The sequence below is a fragment of the Hyphomonas sp. genome (assembly GCF_037969335.1).
Classification (GTDB): domain Bacteria; phylum Pseudomonadota; class Alphaproteobacteria; order Caulobacterales; family Hyphomonadaceae; genus Hyphomonas.
This window is the reverse complement of sequence record NZ_JBBKXE010000147.1, coordinates 1-16,539: the sequence shown is the minus strand read 5'-3', so window position 1 is coordinate 16,539 and position 16,539 is coordinate 1. Positions and strand designations below refer to the sequence as shown.

The window sequence follows — 16,539 nt, the reverse complement described above, 5'->3', positions numbered from 1 at the left end:
CCTTGATGACATCACCCAAATCTTCCTTGAACTGAAGTTGACACTTTTTGGAAATCGATACCTCAGAAATTGCGTTGTACTCACCACGCAATCTTGCATATTCCGTTGCTTCCGGACCGTCGCCTCCTTCAAGCAGGAATAGCGTCGGCCAGAAGAGTATCAATCCAACTCCCATCTGCCACTTATCGGCGTTCGCCTCCTTTTTGAGGCTTTGATAAAGTTCGCCCGTGCGCCGCTCAATTCTATTTTGCTCGAGAGCGATTTGATCGCAGTCATAGCTTTGATACGCCATCGGCGAGACATATTGGGCCGCGATCTTGTTCGGCGACGATGCGCATCCCGCAAGCATCAGCACCGCAAGTCCCGCTCCAATCGTCTGGTGAATTTTCATGATATCTCCCCGCTTCTCCCACGATTTTTAAGAATCGTTGCCAATGAGGTGGTCTGCGCTGGAAGTCGCGTCAACCAAAAATTGAAGAAGGCCGAAACATCTCTGCTCCGGCCCGCTCCGATTCAAACTATTTTAAGACCGATCAGGCCGCCGCTTTTGCCTTTGCGTCGGCGGGGGGGAAGCGGTCGTAGAAGCCTTCGCCCTTGGCGGCCATGTCACGCAGCAATTTGCCCGGACGGAAGCGGTCGCCGTATTTGTCGGCAAGGCGGTCAGCCTCTTCGACGAATGGCTTGATGCCCCAGATCAGGTCGACATAGCTGGCGCAGCCGCCCGTATACGGCGCAAAGCCCCAGGCCAGGATCGAGCCGATATCGGCGTCGCGTGCATCGGTGATGACGCCTTCCTCGAAACAGCGGGCCACTTCGATGGCCTGACGCACGAGGAAGCGGCTGGTCAGCTCTTTCTTCAGGGCGGGCGGGCACTCGTCGACCTTGACGTCGATCTGGCTGTTCAACTCAGGCCACAGGCGCTCTGGCTTGCCCTTCTCGTTATAATCGTAGAAGCCCTTGCCGGCCTTGCGGCCGACGCGGCCCTGGTCTTCGACCAGCCAGGCCATCATCTGGCCACGCGCATCATTGGTGTAGTCGACGCCCATGGCCTGGGCCATCTGGCGGCCGACCTTGAGCGCGGTATCGAGGCCGACAGAGTCGGACACTTCGAGCGGGCCCATCGGCATGCCGGACTGACGCCCGACATTCTCGATGATCGCCGGCTTGATGCCTTCGCCGAGCATTTCGAGGCCTTCCTGCGTATAGGTGCCGAAGCAGCGCGACGTGTAGAAGCCGCGGCTGTCATTCACGACGATCGGCGTCTTGCGGATCTTGAGGACATAATCGATCGTCTTGGCGAGGGTCTCTTCGCTCGTCTCCTTGCCGGAGATGATCTCGACCAGGCCCATCCGCTCGACCGGCGAGAAGAAGTGGATGCCGATGAAGTTGGCGGGGCGGACCGAGGCTTCGGCCAGGCCGGTGATCGGCAGGGTCGAGGTGTTGGAGCCCATGACAGCCGTATCGGAGAGCTGGGCTTCAGCCATCTTGGTGATCTTGGCCTTGAGTTCCGGATTCTCGAACACGGCTTCGACGACAAGGTCAGCGCCTTTGAAGTCGTCATAATTGGCGGTCGGCTTGATCAGGGCGAGGAGCGCTTCGCCCTTCTCCTTGGTCATCTTGCCACGCGACACGTTCTTCTCGACGAGCTTGCGGGAATAGTCTTTCCCCTTCTCGGCATTCTCGACCGAGACATCGACGAGGATCGTCTCGATACCGGCGCGCGCCTGTTCATAGGCAATGCCGGCGCCCATCAGGCCAGCGCCGATAACGGCGACCTTGTTGAGCTCGTATTTCGGAACACCTGCCGGACGGTTGGCGCCCTTGGACAGGGCCTGTGTCGACAGGAACAGCGAACGGATCATCGCCTTGGCTTCCGGGCGCTGCTGGGTGTTGATGAAGTAGCGCGTCTCGATGCGCAGGCCGGCATCGATCGGCACCATGATGCCTTCATAGATGCACGACAGGATATTCAGCTGGGCCGGGTAGTTGCCGTAGGTCTTGGCGTGCAGCATCGCATTGGCCATGGTCATGACCTGGCCGGCGCCGGGGCTGCGGTGCGGTACGCCGCCCGGCACCTTGAAGCCTTTGACGTCCCACGGCGCCTTGGCGGTCGGGTTGGCCTTGACCCATGCGGTGGCCTTTGCCTCGGTTTCCGATGATGGCGCGAGTTCGTTGACGACGCCCATCGCGAGCGCTTTCTCGGCATTGAAGCTTTCACCCTGGAGGATCAGCGGCAGGGCGGCCTGCACGCCGATCAGGCGTGGCAGGCGCTGCGTGCCGCCGGCGCCGGGCAGGAGGCCGATCTTGGCTTCCGGCAGGCCGAACTGGAGCTTGGGATTGTCATTGGCCGCCACGCGGTAATGACCGGCCAGCGCCACTTCGAGGCCGCCACCAAGGGCGAGGCCGTTGAGCGCGACAGCCACGGGCTTGCCACAGGTTTCAAGCTGGCGAAGCGTCTTGTTCAGCGAGAAGCCCGCATCGAACTGCTCTTTCTTGAGCTCCGCTTCGGTCTTCTTCGCCTTGTCGCCAGCGCCGCCTGCGCGGCTACCCATTTCGCCAAGGTCTGCCCCGGCGCAAAAGCCGCTCGGTTTGCCGGACGAGAGCACGAGGCCCTTGATCTTGTCGTTGGTGGCAACTTCCTTGGTGATCGCGATGATGTCAGCGACGGCCTTGCCGGTCAGCGTGTTCATGCTGCGGCCGGGCACGTCGAACACGGCATGGGCAATACCGTCCGCGTCGATGTCGAATGAGAATGTGTCGAGTTTCATGTTCGTATTCCAGTAATTCGTATGATGATTAAACGCGTTCGATGATCGTCGCGGTGCCCATGCCGGCGCCGACGCAGAGCGTGATCAGCGCGGTTTCCTTGCCGGTCCGTTCAAGTTCGTCGATCATTGTGCCCATCAGCATGCCGCCCGTGGCACCCAGCGGGTGGCCCATGGCGATGGCGCCGCCGTTCACGTTCATCTTGTCGTGCGGGATGTTGAGGTTGTGCATCATCAACAGGACGACCGAAGCGAAGGCTTCGTTCAGTTCGTAGAGATCGATGTCTTCCGGGTTCATGCCGGCTTTCTTCAGTGCCTTGCGGGACACGTCGGTCGGGCCGGTCAGCATGATGCCCGGCTCAGACCCGATGGAGGCCATGGCACGGATGCGGGCGCGCGGCTTCATGCCGAAACGCTCGCCCATTTCCTTGGTGCCAAAGAGGACAGCCGACGCGCCATCCACGATGCCCGACGAGTTGCCGGCGTGGTGGACGTGGTTGATCTTCTCGACTTCCGGATAACGCTGCTTGATGACTTCATCAAAACCCATCGCGCCGAGGCCAAGGAAGGATGGCTGCAGCGCGGCCAGCGACTGCATGTTGGCGTCCGGGCGCATGTGCTCGTCATGGTCGAGGCGGATGCCGCCCATCTGGTCTTTCACCGGCACGATGGACTTGGCGAAACGACCTTCCTTCCAGGCCTTGGCGGCGCGCTTCTGGCTTTCGACGGCGAAAGCATCGACATCATCGCGCGAGAAGCCCCACTTGGTGGCAATCGTGTCAGCGCCCACGCCCTGCGGCGAGAAGTAGGACTTGATGGCGACCTTCGGGTCTGTCGACCAGGCACCGCCGGCAGCCCCCATGGGCACGCGGCTCATCGATTCGACACCGCCGCCAATGGCCATGTCGGCCTCGCCGGTCATGACTTTCGAGACAGCCATGTTGCAGGCTTCGAGGCCCGAGGCGCAGAAACGGTCGACCTGGACGCCGGCGGTGGTGTCGGCATAGTCAGCGTTGAGCACCGCGATGCGGGCAATGTCGCCGCCCTGCTCGCCAACCGGCGAGACACAGCCGAAGACGACATCGTCGACGCAGGCCGTATCGATATTGTTCCGGTCACGGATGGCCTGCAGCACTTGCGTGCCAAGGCTCAGCGCCGTGATTTCGTGCAGGGAGCCGGACGACTTCCCCTTGCCGCGCGGGGTGCGGACGGCGTCATAGAGATATGCTTCATTCATGGGAGAGGCTCCTTTAAAACTGTTAGATCAGGTCGCCGGTGAGTTCACCGGGTTGAGGGTGAGGCTCGCGGTGGAACGGGCAGCTTCCTTGCCGCGGGAATCGTAGAGTTCGGCCTCGGCGAAAACCATCGCGCGGCCGATATTGCGCAGGCGGGCCACCACTTCGATGGCACCCTTGCGGACCGGGCGCAGGAAATGCGTGTGCAGGTCCACCGTGGAGGGCAGCTTGGTCTTGCCCGCCTTCATCCCGGCGAGCATGCCAATCGTATCATCCATCATGGCGACGAGATAGCCGCCCTGGATGACGCCTGCGGGATTGCAGAATTCGGGCCGGCCATCGAAGCGCACCCGCGCCTCCCACTTTTTCAGGTCGAGCGAGAGAAGCTCGAATCCGAGTGACATCGAGGACGGGCTCGGATTGGCGAAGACTTCCGTGATGCGCTTGCTGTCAGGCATGAGTGACTAGAGCGTCCTCGCGATCAGCATTTTCATGACTTCGTTGGCCCCGCCATAGATGCGCTGGACGCGAGCGTCAGCATACATCTGGGCGATGGGATATTCATCCATATAGCCGAAGCCGCCATGCAGCTGGAGGCATTCGTCGATGATCTTGCACTGCAGGTCGGAGATCCAGTATTTCGACATCGAGGCCGTTGCGGCATCGAGCTCGCCCTTCAGCAACTGCTCTGTGCAGTGATCTGCAAACACTTTTGCGACGGTTGCTTCCGTCTTGGCTTCGGCAAGCTTGAACTGGGTGTTCTGGAAATCGAATATGGTGCCGCCGAACGCCTTGCGGCCTTTGACGTAGTCGACTGTCTCATGGATCGCACGCTCGATCATGCCGATGCCCTGAAGGCCGATGATATGGCGTTCCTGCGGCAGTTTCTGCATCAGCTGAATGAAGCCCTTGCCCTCTTCTTCGCCGAGCAGGGCCGAGGCTGGAACTTTCACGTCATTGAAGAAGAGTTCGGACGTATCGGCCGCATGCTGGCCGACCTTGTCGAGATTGCGCCCGCGCTCGAAGCCGTCAACCTCGTCGGTTTCGACACAAATGATCGAAATGCCCTTGGCGCCCTTGGTCGGGTCTGTCTTGGCGCAGACAAGGATCAGGTTTGCTGTCTGGCCGTTGGTGATGAAGGTTTTGGAGCCGTTGACGATATAGCCGTCGCCATCCTTCTTCGCGGTCGTCTTGATATTCTGCAGGTCGGACCCGGCGCCCGGTTCGGTCATCGCGATGGCGACAACGAGTTCGCCGGTGGCCATGCGTGGCAGCCAGCGGCGCTTTTGCTCTTCGGTGCCGTAGCTTTCGATATAGGGGGCAACGATGGCATTGTGCAGCGTGATGCCGAAGCCGTCGACGCCCTTCCATTGCTGCTGCTCGATGATGATCGCCTCGTGGCGGAAGTCGCCGCCCGCGCCGCCGTATTCCTCAGAGACGGAGGCGCACAGCAGGCCCATTTCGCCCGCCTTGGTCCAGATCTCGCGCGGCACGATGCCAGCCTTGCGCCATGCGGGCACATGCGGCGTGCACTCCTTCTCGAAAAACTGGCCCACGGCGTCCGAGAAGATATCCATCTCCTCGTCATTGCGCCAGCTGGATTTCGGCACGTTCAGTGGGCTCTCGCGCATGGGTATGTCTTCCTGTCTTACCTTGCGGAAACTTCCGCTTACGTTCACGTCAACATGTAGGCGACACGGGCCCTTTTGCCCAGCCGTCACGCCGCGTCAGGCCGCAGGCACAGGGCCTGCGACCTTTCGCCATGGATCAGAACTGGTCGGCGGACAGGGCCATCATGGATTTCGCGCCGGTTTTCACTTTTGCGAGATGGGCAGCCGCGTCAGGCAGCATGCGGTCGAGGAAATATTGGCCGGTCAGCAGCTTTTCGCCGTAGAACGGGTCGCCCTCGGCCTTCTTCCCGATCGCAACCTTGGCCATGCGCGCCCACATGAAGCAGAGCGCCGTCAGGCCAAACAGGTGCAGGTAATCATGGCTGGATGCACCGGCATTGTTGAAGTCGGACATGCCGTTCTGCATCAGCCAGTTGGTGCCTTCCTGGAGCTGGCCCTTGACCGTAGTCAGGCCTTCGACGAACGGCTGCAGTTCGGCGTCATCTCCGGCTGTGCCGAGGAAATCGTCGAGTTCGGCGAAAAAGCTGAACACGGCCCGGCCGCCATTGCTGGCCAGTTTGCGGCCGACAAGGTCGAGCGCCTGGATACCGTTGGTGCCCTCATAGATCATGGTGATGCGGCTATCGCGTACGAACTGTTCCATGCCCCATTCGCGGGTGAAACCCGATCCGCCATGGACCTGAAGGCCGAGATTGGCGCTCTCGCAGCCCTTGTGCGTGAGATAGGCTTTCACCACCGGGGTCAGCAGCGCCATATAGTCACCGGCGCGCTCTTGCACCTTCTCGTCATTCGACTTGTGCTGCAGGTCACCCTGGAAGGCGGTCCAGTAGGCAAAGGCCCGGGCGCCTTCGATGAAGGCTTTCTGATCGAGCAGCATGCGGCGCACGTCCGGATGGACGATGATCGGGTCAGCGACTTTTTCCGGCGCCTTGGCACCGTTGAGCGAGCGGCCCTGGACGCGATCCTTGGCGTAATCGACAGCGTTCTGGTAGGCCACTTCGGCCTGGGCCAGGCCCTGCAGGCCGACGCCGAGACGGGCCTCGTTCATCATCACGAACATGGTGCGCATGCCCTTGTGTTCTTCGCCGACAAGCCAGCCCGTCGCGCCGTCATAGTTCATGACGCAGGTCGCGTTGCCGTGGATGCCCATCTTCTCTTCAAGACCTCCGCATGAGCAGGCATTGCGCTCGCCCAGCGAGCCGTCTTCCTGGACGATGTATTTCGGCACGACGAAGAGCGAGATGCCCTTGATGCCTTCAGGCGCGCCCTCGATCCGGGCAAGCACAAGGTGAATGATGTTTTCGGTGAGATCCTGCTCGCCGCCCGAAATCCAGATCTTCTGGCCGGTAATTTTGTAGCTGCCATCAGCCTGTGGCGCGGCCTTGGTCTTGATCAGGCCGAGATCGGTGCCGCATTGTGGCTCGGTCAGGTTCATGGTGCCGGCCCATTCGGCGCTGGCCATTTTCGGGCCGTACATCTTGCGCTGCGCGTCGGAGCCGCCAGCCATCAGCGCTTCATAGGCGCCCGAAGTGAGGCCGGGATACATGCCGAAGGCCATGTTCGACGAGGAAATCATCTCACCCCAGGCGAGGTTCACGACGTGCGGCAGGCCCTGCCCGCCCATCTCCGGATCCTTCGACAGGAGCGGCCAGCCATTCTCGACCAGCGCCTTGTAGGCATCAGGGAAGCCGTCGGGCGTCTTGACGCTGGCGTCATCATTGCGCTTGCAGCCCTGCACGTCGCCGACACGGTTTAGCGGGAACAGGACTTCCTTGGCGAACTTGCCGCCTTCTTCCAGGATCGCATCAATCAGGTCCGGGGTCGCTTCCTCGAAACCAGGCAGGTTCGAATAGTTCTGCAATTGAAGCACTTCATGCAGGATGAATTGCATATCGCGGACCGGGGCGTCGTAACGGGGCATGGGGCGGAAATCCTTATAAAAAAATGGCAACTGACGCCGTTCTAGACGCATGTTCTAGAAAGGTCGTTCCAGTTGCCAGAAACCTTTGAAAAGAGGTGGATCAGACTTCGTCGAGCTGGCGCCGGGCAACCGCTTCATAGGCCGCAACCTGTCGCTTGCCTTCTTCGTTCGGGCCGACCTTCTGGATCAACTCCTCGAGCCAGAGGATGCCCTTGCGCAGTTCCGTCAGCGCCGTGTCGATGTCTTCGCGCTGGACTTCCAGCTCTTTGACCTGCTTGCGGAACTTGTCGAGCATCATGTATTTCTGGGCCCGTTCGCCGTCATCCAGGACGTAGAGGTCGAGGATTTCACGGATGTCGGCCAGTGGCAGCCCGAGACGCTTCAGGCGGACAATGATCGTCAGGCGAGCACGATCCCGGTTCGAATAGACACGGGTCATGCCGTCGCGCGCCGGATGCAGCATGTCCTTGTCTTCGTAGAAGCGAAGGGCACGGGGGGTCACACCATATTCCCGGGCAAGCTCGGAAATCGTGAAGGTGCGGCTGTCGGCGGCGGAAATGTGTGATGTCTTGTGATGCATGCCGACAGCTTAGACCAAGGCTTCCGCGAACGTCAACGTCAACTTTACGCGAACGTTCGCGGAAACGTTCCCTATGGTAAACGCGATAACCTTAGTCGTTACCAGATCGTACGAAAATATTTACCTTTAACCTCGCTTTAAGACCCTGGCTGCCATCACCGTTAGAATATGTGAACGAATCTGCCTGCTGCGTTAACTTTGCGGGCTGAGCGAGGAGAATCCGGGATGAACCAGACAGGGCCCTGGAGTGTCAAAGGCATTGACCAGCGCGCGCGCGATGCAGCGCGCGAAGCGGCGAGCGCCGAAGGTCTGACGCTTGGTGAATACCTTAACCGCCTGCTGATGACGGACGAGGAATCCCAGCTCAACGAAATCTCGTCCCTGTTTCGCAATCCGCGCCCGCGGCCGGATGCGACAACCAACACGCTGGACCGCCTGACGCGCCGCATCGAGGCGGCCGAAGCCCGCTCCACGCTGGCCATTTCGGGCATGGACCACACGGTTCTCGGCCTCGTCGCCAAGCTCGAGCATGCCGAGCAGAACAGCAATTCCGTCGTCGGCCATGTTGAAAGCCTGATGGACGAGATCCGCGACACGTATGAGGCGCTCCAGTCCAAGGTTCGCAGGCTTGAACAGGATGAATCGAACAAGCAGAACCTCGAAGCGCTGAAGTCACTCGAGCAGGCGCTTGGCAAGCTGGCGGACCATGTCAACGATGAAGGCGAACTCGCCCAGCACGAGGCCCAAGCCATCAAGGGCCGGGTCGAAGCCGGATTTGCCGACCTGACCGACCGCGTCGAAGGCGTGGAAACCCGGGTCGAATCGAAATTGTCGGACGCCGCTGCGCGGGTCAACCAGGCGGTCGAGCAGGCCGAAAAGCGCTCTGAAAAGGCTGCGCGCGAACTGACGACACGCCTGTCGACACTTGAAAGCGAAGTTCAGGAACGCTTCGCAACGGCCGGTCAGACAGACGAACGCCTGACCGCCGTCGAGTCCGACGTGTCGGGCGCGCTGGATTCGATGGAAAGCACGCTGCTGCGCATCCAGGAACGCCTGAACCGCGCCGAAACCACGACCGACGCTGCACTGCAAAGCCTGGAAGCAACTTTCAATCACCTCGACAACCGTGTCGAAGCCCTGGCCGGATCCGTCGATCCGGAGCTCGCTGAAAAGCTGCGCTCGGAATTCGAAGCCCGTTTCGACGACCTGACCAAATCCCTGCGTGAAACCGTCGACCAGACCCGGCTCGAACTTGCCGACGAAATCGCGCGTACCGCCAACGTCGCGGAGAGTGAAGTCGTCTCCGACCTCACGGCTGGGCTTTCGGACGTGCAGAAACGCCTCGCCGCCACCGAGGAGCGCCAGTCGCGCACTATGGCAACCGTGTCGAGCCAGGTCAGCCGGATATCGACCAGCTTCGACCAGCGCATCCGCGACGTCGAAGCGCGCGATGACACCGCTGCGGGCGAGGCCGTGCGCGGCGAAATCGAACGCCTCGGCGAAACCGTCAGCGCCCGCATCGACACGCTCGCCGACCAGATTGATCATCGCGTCAGCGACAGCGAAACGCGAAGCGCCCAGGCCATCGAACAGATCGGCGAACAGGTCGCGTCGGCGGCCTCGCGACTCCAGAAACGCCAGGACGATGCCATCAAGTCGATGGCGACCCAGATGGAAGAGGACCGCAAGCGTACGGATGTGCGCCTGTCGGACGCCCTGTCCAATGTCTCCGAGCGGCTTGAGCATATGCAAGCCCAGTCGTCGGCGTCGCTGTCGCCCGTACAACGCGCCATTGCGTCCCTGGCCACACGGCTTGAAAGCCTCGAGGAATTCACCTCTCCGCCCTATGCCGACCCGGATGGCGCCGATGCGATGCCAGAGGCACCCGATTTTGCCGCCGATCCCGTGGTCTCGCAGGAAGCCCATACGCCGGTCCAGGATGACAGCGCGCCATTCGAACCCGGCCTGCCTGAAATCGAAGACGACAATGACAATGACGATGACATGTTCGATGAAACATCGGCAGCTGGCGTTCAGGACGATGACGCTGTTTTTGCGGAAACGTTGATCGATCCGGATGATGACGACGCCTTCTTCGAAGCCGGGATCGCTGGCTGGGACGCCGCTATCGAGAGTCGCAGCGACCCCTACAAATCGGATTTCGAGGACGTGCTCAACATGCCTCTGGAAGCCGGTATCGCCGAGCACGGGGACGAGGACTTTTCTGATACGCCAGCCGAACTCGGGCCGGAATCCTTCTTCGACCCGCTCTCCGAACTGGAGGGTATCGACGGTGAACATGACAGCCATACCGAAGCGCGCGCATCTGACATCTTCGATATGGACGATTCCGAGGACGAAGACTTTCTCGCGCTGATCTCGCCGAAATCCGATCCCGACGCCGAACTTGACCCCCTCGCTGAAGACCATCCCGAGCCGATCGCCATTCGGGCGGATGACACAAATGACTATATCGCTCGCGCCCGCCGGGCCGCGATCAGTGCGGCCGGCACACCGGACGTACAGCCGCAACACCGCAACCGGCGCAAGAACGATAAGCCGTCCTTCAATGGGGTCCGCGCGACGTCCGGCTCCAGCAAGCTGCCGCTCTATGCTGCCGCCTCTGCGGTTGTCATCACCGGGGCCGCGGTCGGCGGCTATCTCTATATTCGCGGCAAGCAGGAGGCGCCTGTCGTCGCCGCTTCTGTCGATACCTATGTCGATCCCGGCGCTGCAGCGGGCGTACAAGCGCCGCCCCCCGCCGCCGAACCAGACGCAGGAGCCAGCCAGATCAACGCCGAAGCCCCGGTTGTGGCACCCGCGGCTCCACAGGTTGACGCCGAACTGTTCGACGCAGCGCCCGTGACTGCCGCCGCCCCGGCGCCTGTGGCAGCAGCACCGGTTGCTTCGAATTTCCCCGCCATCTCGCCCTTCGTGACGGTGGAAAGCGCTGCTGCTGCCGGAAACCATATCGCTCAGTACCAGCTGGCCCAGGAACGCATCGCCGCCGGCGACTTTGCCACCGGCGCAGCGCTGATGCGCAAGTCGGCCGCCAAGGGCCTGCCCATCGCGCAGTATGGCCTCGCCAAGCTGCACGAGAAAGGCAATGGCGTTCCCAAGGATCTCGCGCTGGCCCGGGAGTGGACGGAAAAGGCTGCCAATGGCGGCAATGTCAGAGCCATGCATGACCTTGCCGTCTTCATGGCCGAGGGCGACGGCGGACCGCAGAGCTATGCTGGCGCCGTCGAATGGTTCCGCAAGGCCGCCGAGTTCGGCATTGTCGACAGCCAGTACAATCTCGGCGTTCTCTACGAGCAGGGCCTCGGCATCAGCCCGAACCTGACCGAAGCCATGTTCTGGTTCGAAATTGCCGGCAAGAACGGCGATGCGGGCGCACCCGCCAAGATCGCCGACCTTTCAGGCCGCATATCGGCGGAAGCCGCCGAACAGGCCCGGGCTCGCGCGGTCTTCTGGGAAGCCTCCCGCGACAATGCCATCAGCAATGGGCGCTTCGGGGCCCAGCCCTGGAACACCGGCAATCCGCTCCAGGTGCAAGGCGTGCAGGTCGCCCTGTCGGCGCTCGGCTACAATGTCGGCACACCAGATGGCGTGATCGGCGGCAGCACGGCCAAGGCGATCCGCGACTATGAGAAAGCCAATGGCCTTCCGGTGACCGGAACGATCACGGCAGACCTGATCGAGAGCCTGAATGCGCTGGCGGGCGCACCGACCAACGGCTAGTTTTCATGCGGCGTTTTCAGCGCGTGGACACATGACATCGTTCTAGATATGTTCCACGGGAATCGTGGCAGGATATCGCAATGACACCTATCGTTACCATCGGAACCGCCGGCTTAGACGCCGTGCATATCGTGCTGCTACTGGGCGTGCTGGGGCTTGGCTTTGCGGCCTACGTTCTGTGGGGGCGGGCAGACCTCGCTCGCCGCGAGCAGACGCGGACCGCCGAGGATCTCTCGGATACGAAACAGGCGCTGCGCACAAAAGAAGAAGTCGCTCGTCAGGCAGAGATCGCGCTGGCTGAAATCCGGGCCCGCAGCGAAGAGGATGAGCGCAAGTTCGCCGAGATGGCGCAGGGCGTGTTGCGGACCGCCAATGCCCAATTCCTGCAACTCGCCAATGAAACGTTCGAGAAGCACAAGGAAGGCGCCAAGGGCCAGCTGCAGGAACTGATGAAACCAATCGGTGAGAATTTCGATGCCTTCAAGAAGCGCGTCGACGACCTCGAAAAGGTCCGGACCGAGGACAAGTCACTCCTGTCCGAACAGGTGAAGGCGATCGGCGAGAGCCTGCATCGCAACACCGCCGAGACCGGCAAGCTGGTGAACGCCCTGACTGCGCCGAAAGGCGGCGGCCGCTGGGGCGAGATGACATTGCGCAATGTCATGGAACAGGCGGGCCTGTCGGCCCATTGCGACTTCAATGAGCAGGTCCATGACGCAACCGAGGAAGGCCGCCAGCGCCCGGATGCCATCATCCGCCTGCCCGGCGACCGGCAGATCGTCATCGATTCCAAAGTGTCCCTCGCCTCCTACATGGCCGCCACCAATACCGAAGACCCGGTCGAACGGCTGGCGCACCTGAAGGCGCATGCGCAAAGCGTGCAGCGCCACGTCACCACGCTGGCGTCGAAGGATTACCAGTCAAACCTCGGCAACCGGTTCGATTATATCGCCATGTTCATACCCGGGGAAAACTTCTTCGCCGCCGCGCTGGAACAGTCCCCCGACCTGATCGAGAAAGCCATGGCGCGGCAGGTCATCGTCACGACGCCGACGACGCTGATCGCACTGGCGCGGACAGTGGCGCACCTCTGGCGCCAGCATCACCAGAACGAGAATGCCATGGCGGCGGCCGAACTCGGCGCCGAACTGCATGGCCGGATGAGCGTCATGCTCGGCCATATCGAGAAGCTCGGGAAAACGCTGAACGGCTCTGTCGACCATTTCAATTCGGCCATGGGATCGTTCGACAAGCGCGTCCTGCCGACGCTGCGCAAGTTCGAGGACATGGAAATCGCCCCGCCGAACAAGGTGCTGCCGGAGCCGAGGCAGATCGAAAATCGGGCGAATGCGCCCGACGCGACAGGCGAACTGGACCTGGGGGGCAAGAAAAAAGCCCTGGCCGCCGAATGAGCCGTACCAGTTGACCAGACGCCCTTCTGTTCATATCTCCCCCTTATGGCCATACGCGAAATCCTGACTGTACCCGATCCACGCCTCAAAGAGGTGTCGAAGCCTGTTGAAGGCGGCGTCACCGACGAGATTCGCGCGCTGATGGATGACATGCTGGAAACCAGGTATGACGCGCCGGGCATTGGGCTGGCCGCAATCCAGATCGGCGTGCCACTTCGCGTCATTGTCATGGACCTCGCCCCCGAGAACGAAGAGCCCCAGCCGCGCTATTTCGTGAACCCCGAAATCCTCGAAACAGTCGAGCAGACGCAGCCTTATGAAGAAGGCTGCCTGTCGGTGCCCGACATTTTCGACGAGGTTGAACGCCCGGTACGCTGCCTGATCCGTTACCTGGATTATGATGGCAACCCGGTCGAGGAATGGGCCGAAGAGCTCTACGCGGTCTGCATCCAGCACGAGATGGACCATCTCGAAGGCACGCTGTTCATCGACTATCTCTCGCGCCTGAAGCGGATGCGGGCCATCGACAAGGTCAAGAAAGCCAGGATTCGCAAGATCCGCGAAGACGTCGCCTGATCCTGCCGCGCCAATCTTTGCTTTATTGCCAGCGCCCCGCGCGCTAGACCCCCGCACCATGACCCAACCGCTTCGCCTTGCCTTCATGGGCAGTCCGCAGATTGCCGTTGACGTGCTCGCCGCGCTTGTCGCAGCGAGCCACGAGATTGCCTGCGTGTATTCCCAGCCGCCGCGCCCGTCGGGACGGGGCAAGAAACTGACCCCGACGCCCGTGCAGGCCTGGGCCGAAGAGCATGGCCTTGAGGTGCGCACGCCGAAATCCTTGAAGGCGACACCGGAGCAGGAGGCGTTTGCTGCGCTGGACCTCGATGCAGCGGTTGTCGTGGCATACGGCCTGATCCTGCCGCAGGCGGTGCTGGATGCGCCGCGTCTTGGCTGTCTCAACATGCACGCCTCGATCCTGCCGCGCTGGCGCGGCGCGGCGCCGATCCAGCGGGCGATCATGGCGGGCGACCATGAGACCGGGGTCGACGCGATGCTGATGGATGCGGGCCTGGATACCGGACCGGTACTGATGTCGGCGCGCACGCCGATCACGCTGGCCACGACAGCCGGCACGCTGCACGACCGGCTGGCGGAACTCGCCGCCGACCTCGCGCCGATTGCACTGGCGCGCTGGGCAGACGGGGCGATCACACCGAAAGCCCAGCCGGAAGACGGCATTACATATGCGCACAAGATCAGCGCCGACGACCAGCTGGTCGACTGGTCGAAACCCGCCGCTGAAGTCGATTGCCATATAAGGGGCCTGTCGCCCTTTCCCGGTGCCATCTGCCGCTGGACCCCGGAGGGCGAAGACACGCCCGTGCGCCTGAAACTGCTGATGAGCGAAGTGGCCGGAACCTCTGGCGGGGCCACGCCGGGCACTGTTCTGGACGACAAGCTGCTGGTCGCCTGCGGCGATGGCGGCGCGGTGCGGATCACCACGCTACAGCGCCCGGGCAAGGGGCCGATGAGCGCGAGCGTTTTCCTGAACGGGACACCGATTGCGCCCGGCACGCGGCTGAGCGCATGAGCACCTGGATCCGCCCGGCGCATGCCGACGACATTGACGAAATCGCCAAGCTGAACGATGCGGCTTTCGGGCAGTCGGCTGAAGGCAAGATTGTCCGCAGGCTGAAACGGGACGGCGACAGCATCCTGTCGCTAATTGCACATGATGACAGCCGGATTGTCGGACATGTGGAATTCTTCCGTATCCTCGTGGACGGCGCGCCGCTGGCGGTGGGGCTGGGGCCGATGTCCGTGCTGCCGGGCCGGCAGAAGCAGGGCATTGGCAGCGGCCTTGTCCGGACGGGGCTCATGGCGCTGGAAGGCGCTGGCGAGAGCCTTGTCTTCGTGCTGGGGCATGCTGACTATTATCCGCGCTTCGGCTTTTCGGCTGATGCCGCCCTGCCCTTCACGGCGCCGTGGAGCGGGCCGCATTTCATGGCAAAACGGCTGGCAGAATCGGCACCGGCGTCCGGTACCCTCACCTATCCTTCCGCGTTCGGCGGATAATTCATGGCCCGCTATAAACTCCTGATCGAATATCATGGCGGCCCGTTCCAGGGCTGGATGCGGCTGCCGGGCAAGCCGACGGTGCAAGGCGCCATCGAGGCCGCCGCCGCCAAGCTGGATGGCGGGCCTGTCGAAGTTTATGGCGCCGGGCGGACCGATAGCGGCGTGCATGCGATGGGCCAGGTCGCCCATCTCGATTTCGCTGTCGACCGGCCCGGCAAAGTGGCCGACGCACTGAACTTCCACCTGCGTCCGCACCCCATCGCAGTTCTGTCGGCCGAGAAAGTCGAAGAGGATTTCCACGCACGCTTCAGCGCCAAGGCGCGCCACTATCGCTTTGTCATCATCAACCGCCGCGCCGACCTGACGGTAGAAAAGGGTCTCGCCTGGCGGATTGCGCCGAAGCTCGATGCCCGCAAGATGCACGACGCCGCGCAGGTGCTGCTCGGCACGCATGACTTCACCACGTTCCGCGACATGGAATGCCAGGCGCGCAGCCCGGTCAAGACGCTGGATAGGTTCGACATCGCCCGCTATGGCGACCGGATCGAATGCACGCTGTCGGCCCAGAGCTTCCTGCACCGGCAGGTGCGCTCGATGGTCGGCTCGCTGGTGGAAGTCGGACGCGGCAAGCGCGATGCCCGCTGGCTGAGCGAGATACTCGCGGCGACCGATCGCACGGCCTGCGGGCCGGTGTCGCCGCCGGACGGCCTGTTCCTCGAAAAAGTGGACTATGACTGAGCCTGCACGTGCGGCGCCTGTGAGGGCGCTTTGGGGGTGAGGTAAGGGTGTGCTGGGGTTGTGGCCCGGGTCAGGTATGTGGCAGGGGCAGCCCAGTGAGGCATCCGTGTTCCCGGCGCAGGCCGGGACCTCGTGCGGCAGGTCCGGAGTGGATTGAGGGAGACCCCGGCCTGCGCCGGGGACACGGTTCGGGGGCGAGTGCCGCCGCGAGCCGCGCCGAGACTGGCAGCGGTGTGAAACGGTCCTCCGCCTCCGGCGCGTCACCCATGAAACGGATATAGACATTGCCCCAGCGGTCGACACTGACGAGCAGGCCGCGCCCGGTCGCCTTCATCCAGCGGTTCAGGTTCTGCAATTGCCACCAGAGCCATGGCCAGAGGAGGACATGGACGTGCGCATAGAGTTGGGCGTGCCGGGGGTGCATGGGGGGGTAGTAT

Annotated in this window: 13 protein-coding genes and 1 pseudogene; 6 read left to right on the top strand and 8 right to left on the bottom strand. The window is 62.2% G+C overall.

Features of this window, described 5'->3' with window-relative positions:
* The 7 genes from AADA04_RS11105 to AADA04_RS11075 all read right to left on the bottom strand — a co-directional run.
* A partial coding sequence (locus AADA04_RS11105) for a hypothetical protein (protein ID WP_340693334.1) occupies positions 1 to 391 on the bottom strand: 391 nt, incomplete at its 3' end.
* A gap of 142 nt (positions 392 to 533) precedes the next feature.
* On the bottom strand, positions 534 to 2,768 hold the full coding sequence (locus AADA04_RS11100) for a 3-hydroxyacyl-CoA dehydrogenase NAD-binding domain-containing protein (protein WP_340693333.1): 2,235 nt from the start codon (positions 2,766 to 2,768) through the stop codon (positions 534 to 536).
* Positions 2,769 to 2,796: 28 nt separating this feature from the next.
* The gene (locus AADA04_RS11095) at positions 2,797 to 4,002 is read right to left on the bottom strand and encodes an acetyl-CoA C-acetyltransferase (protein WP_340693332.1); all 1,206 of its coding nucleotides are present in this window, start codon (positions 4,000 to 4,002) and stop codon (positions 2,797 to 2,799) included.
* A gap of 27 nt (positions 4,003 to 4,029) precedes the next feature.
* Positions 4,030 to 4,458: a PaaI family thioesterase gene (locus AADA04_RS11090; protein WP_340693331.1), complete on the bottom strand. Its 429-nt coding sequence runs from the start codon at positions 4,456 to 4,458 to the stop codon at positions 4,030 to 4,032.
* A 6-nt stretch (positions 4,459 to 4,464) separates the two neighbouring features.
* Positions 4,465 to 5,631: an acyl-CoA dehydrogenase family protein gene (locus AADA04_RS11085; RefSeq protein ID WP_340693330.1), complete on the bottom strand. Its 1,167-nt coding sequence runs from the start codon at positions 5,629 to 5,631 to the stop codon at positions 4,465 to 4,467.
* A 136-nt stretch (positions 5,632 to 5,767) separates the two neighbouring features.
* Positions 5,768 to 7,552, bottom strand: a complete 1,785-nt coding sequence (locus tag AADA04_RS11080; RefSeq protein ID WP_340693329.1) for an acyl-CoA dehydrogenase C-terminal domain-containing protein — start codon at positions 7,550 to 7,552, stop codon at positions 5,768 to 5,770.
* A gap of 100 nt (positions 7,553 to 7,652) precedes the next feature.
* On the bottom strand, positions 7,653 to 8,132 hold the full coding sequence (locus AADA04_RS11075) for a MerR family DNA-binding transcriptional regulator (protein WP_340693328.1): 480 nt from the start codon (positions 8,130 to 8,132) through the stop codon (positions 7,653 to 7,655).
* Positions 8,133 to 8,357: 225 nt separating this feature from the next.
* On the opposite strand from AADA04_RS11075, the gene AADA04_RS11070 reads away from it, so the two are divergent.
* The 6 genes from AADA04_RS11070 to truA all read left to right on the top strand — a co-directional run bounded on the left by AADA04_RS11070 (position 8,358) and on the right by truA (position 16,102).
* The gene (locus tag AADA04_RS11070; protein WP_340693327.1) at positions 8,358 to 11,873 is read left to right on the top strand and encodes a peptidoglycan-binding protein; all 3,516 of its coding nucleotides are present in this window, start codon (positions 8,358 to 8,360) and stop codon (positions 11,871 to 11,873) included.
* A gap of 80 nt (positions 11,874 to 11,953) precedes the next feature.
* Complete coding sequence (gene rmuC / locus AADA04_RS11065) at positions 11,954 to 13,285, top strand: DNA recombination protein RmuC (protein WP_340693326.1); 1,332 nt, start codon at positions 11,954 to 11,956, stop codon at positions 13,283 to 13,285.
* A 45-nt stretch (positions 13,286 to 13,330) separates the two neighbouring features.
* A complete protein-coding gene (def, locus tag AADA04_RS11060) occupies positions 13,331 to 13,861 on the top strand; it encodes a peptide deformylase (RefSeq protein ID WP_340693325.1) in 531 nt (176 codons plus the stop codon).
* A 58-nt stretch (positions 13,862 to 13,919) separates the two neighbouring features.
* Positions 13,920 to 14,876 carry a methionyl-tRNA formyltransferase gene (gene fmt / locus AADA04_RS11055; protein ID WP_340693324.1) on the top strand — a complete coding sequence of 319 codons (957 nt, stop codon included), beginning with the start codon at positions 13,920 to 13,922 and terminating at the stop codon, positions 14,874 to 14,876.
* Positions 14,873 to 15,361: an N-acetyltransferase gene (locus AADA04_RS11050; protein ID WP_340693323.1), complete on the top strand. Its 489-nt coding sequence runs from the start codon at positions 14,873 to 14,875 to the stop codon at positions 15,359 to 15,361. The genes fmt and AADA04_RS11050 overlap by 4 nt, the downstream gene beginning before the upstream one ends.
* 3 nt (positions 15,362 to 15,364) lie before the next feature.
* A complete protein-coding gene (truA, locus tag AADA04_RS11045; protein ID WP_340693322.1) occupies positions 15,365 to 16,102 on the top strand; it encodes a tRNA pseudouridine(38-40) synthase TruA in 738 nt (245 codons plus the stop codon).
* Positions 16,103 to 16,172: 70 nt separating this feature from the next.
* On the opposite strand, the pseudogene AADA04_RS11040 reads toward truA, so the two are convergent.
* Positions 16,173 to 16,539, bottom strand: a pseudogene (locus AADA04_RS11040) (hypothetical protein); the annotation flags it as partial.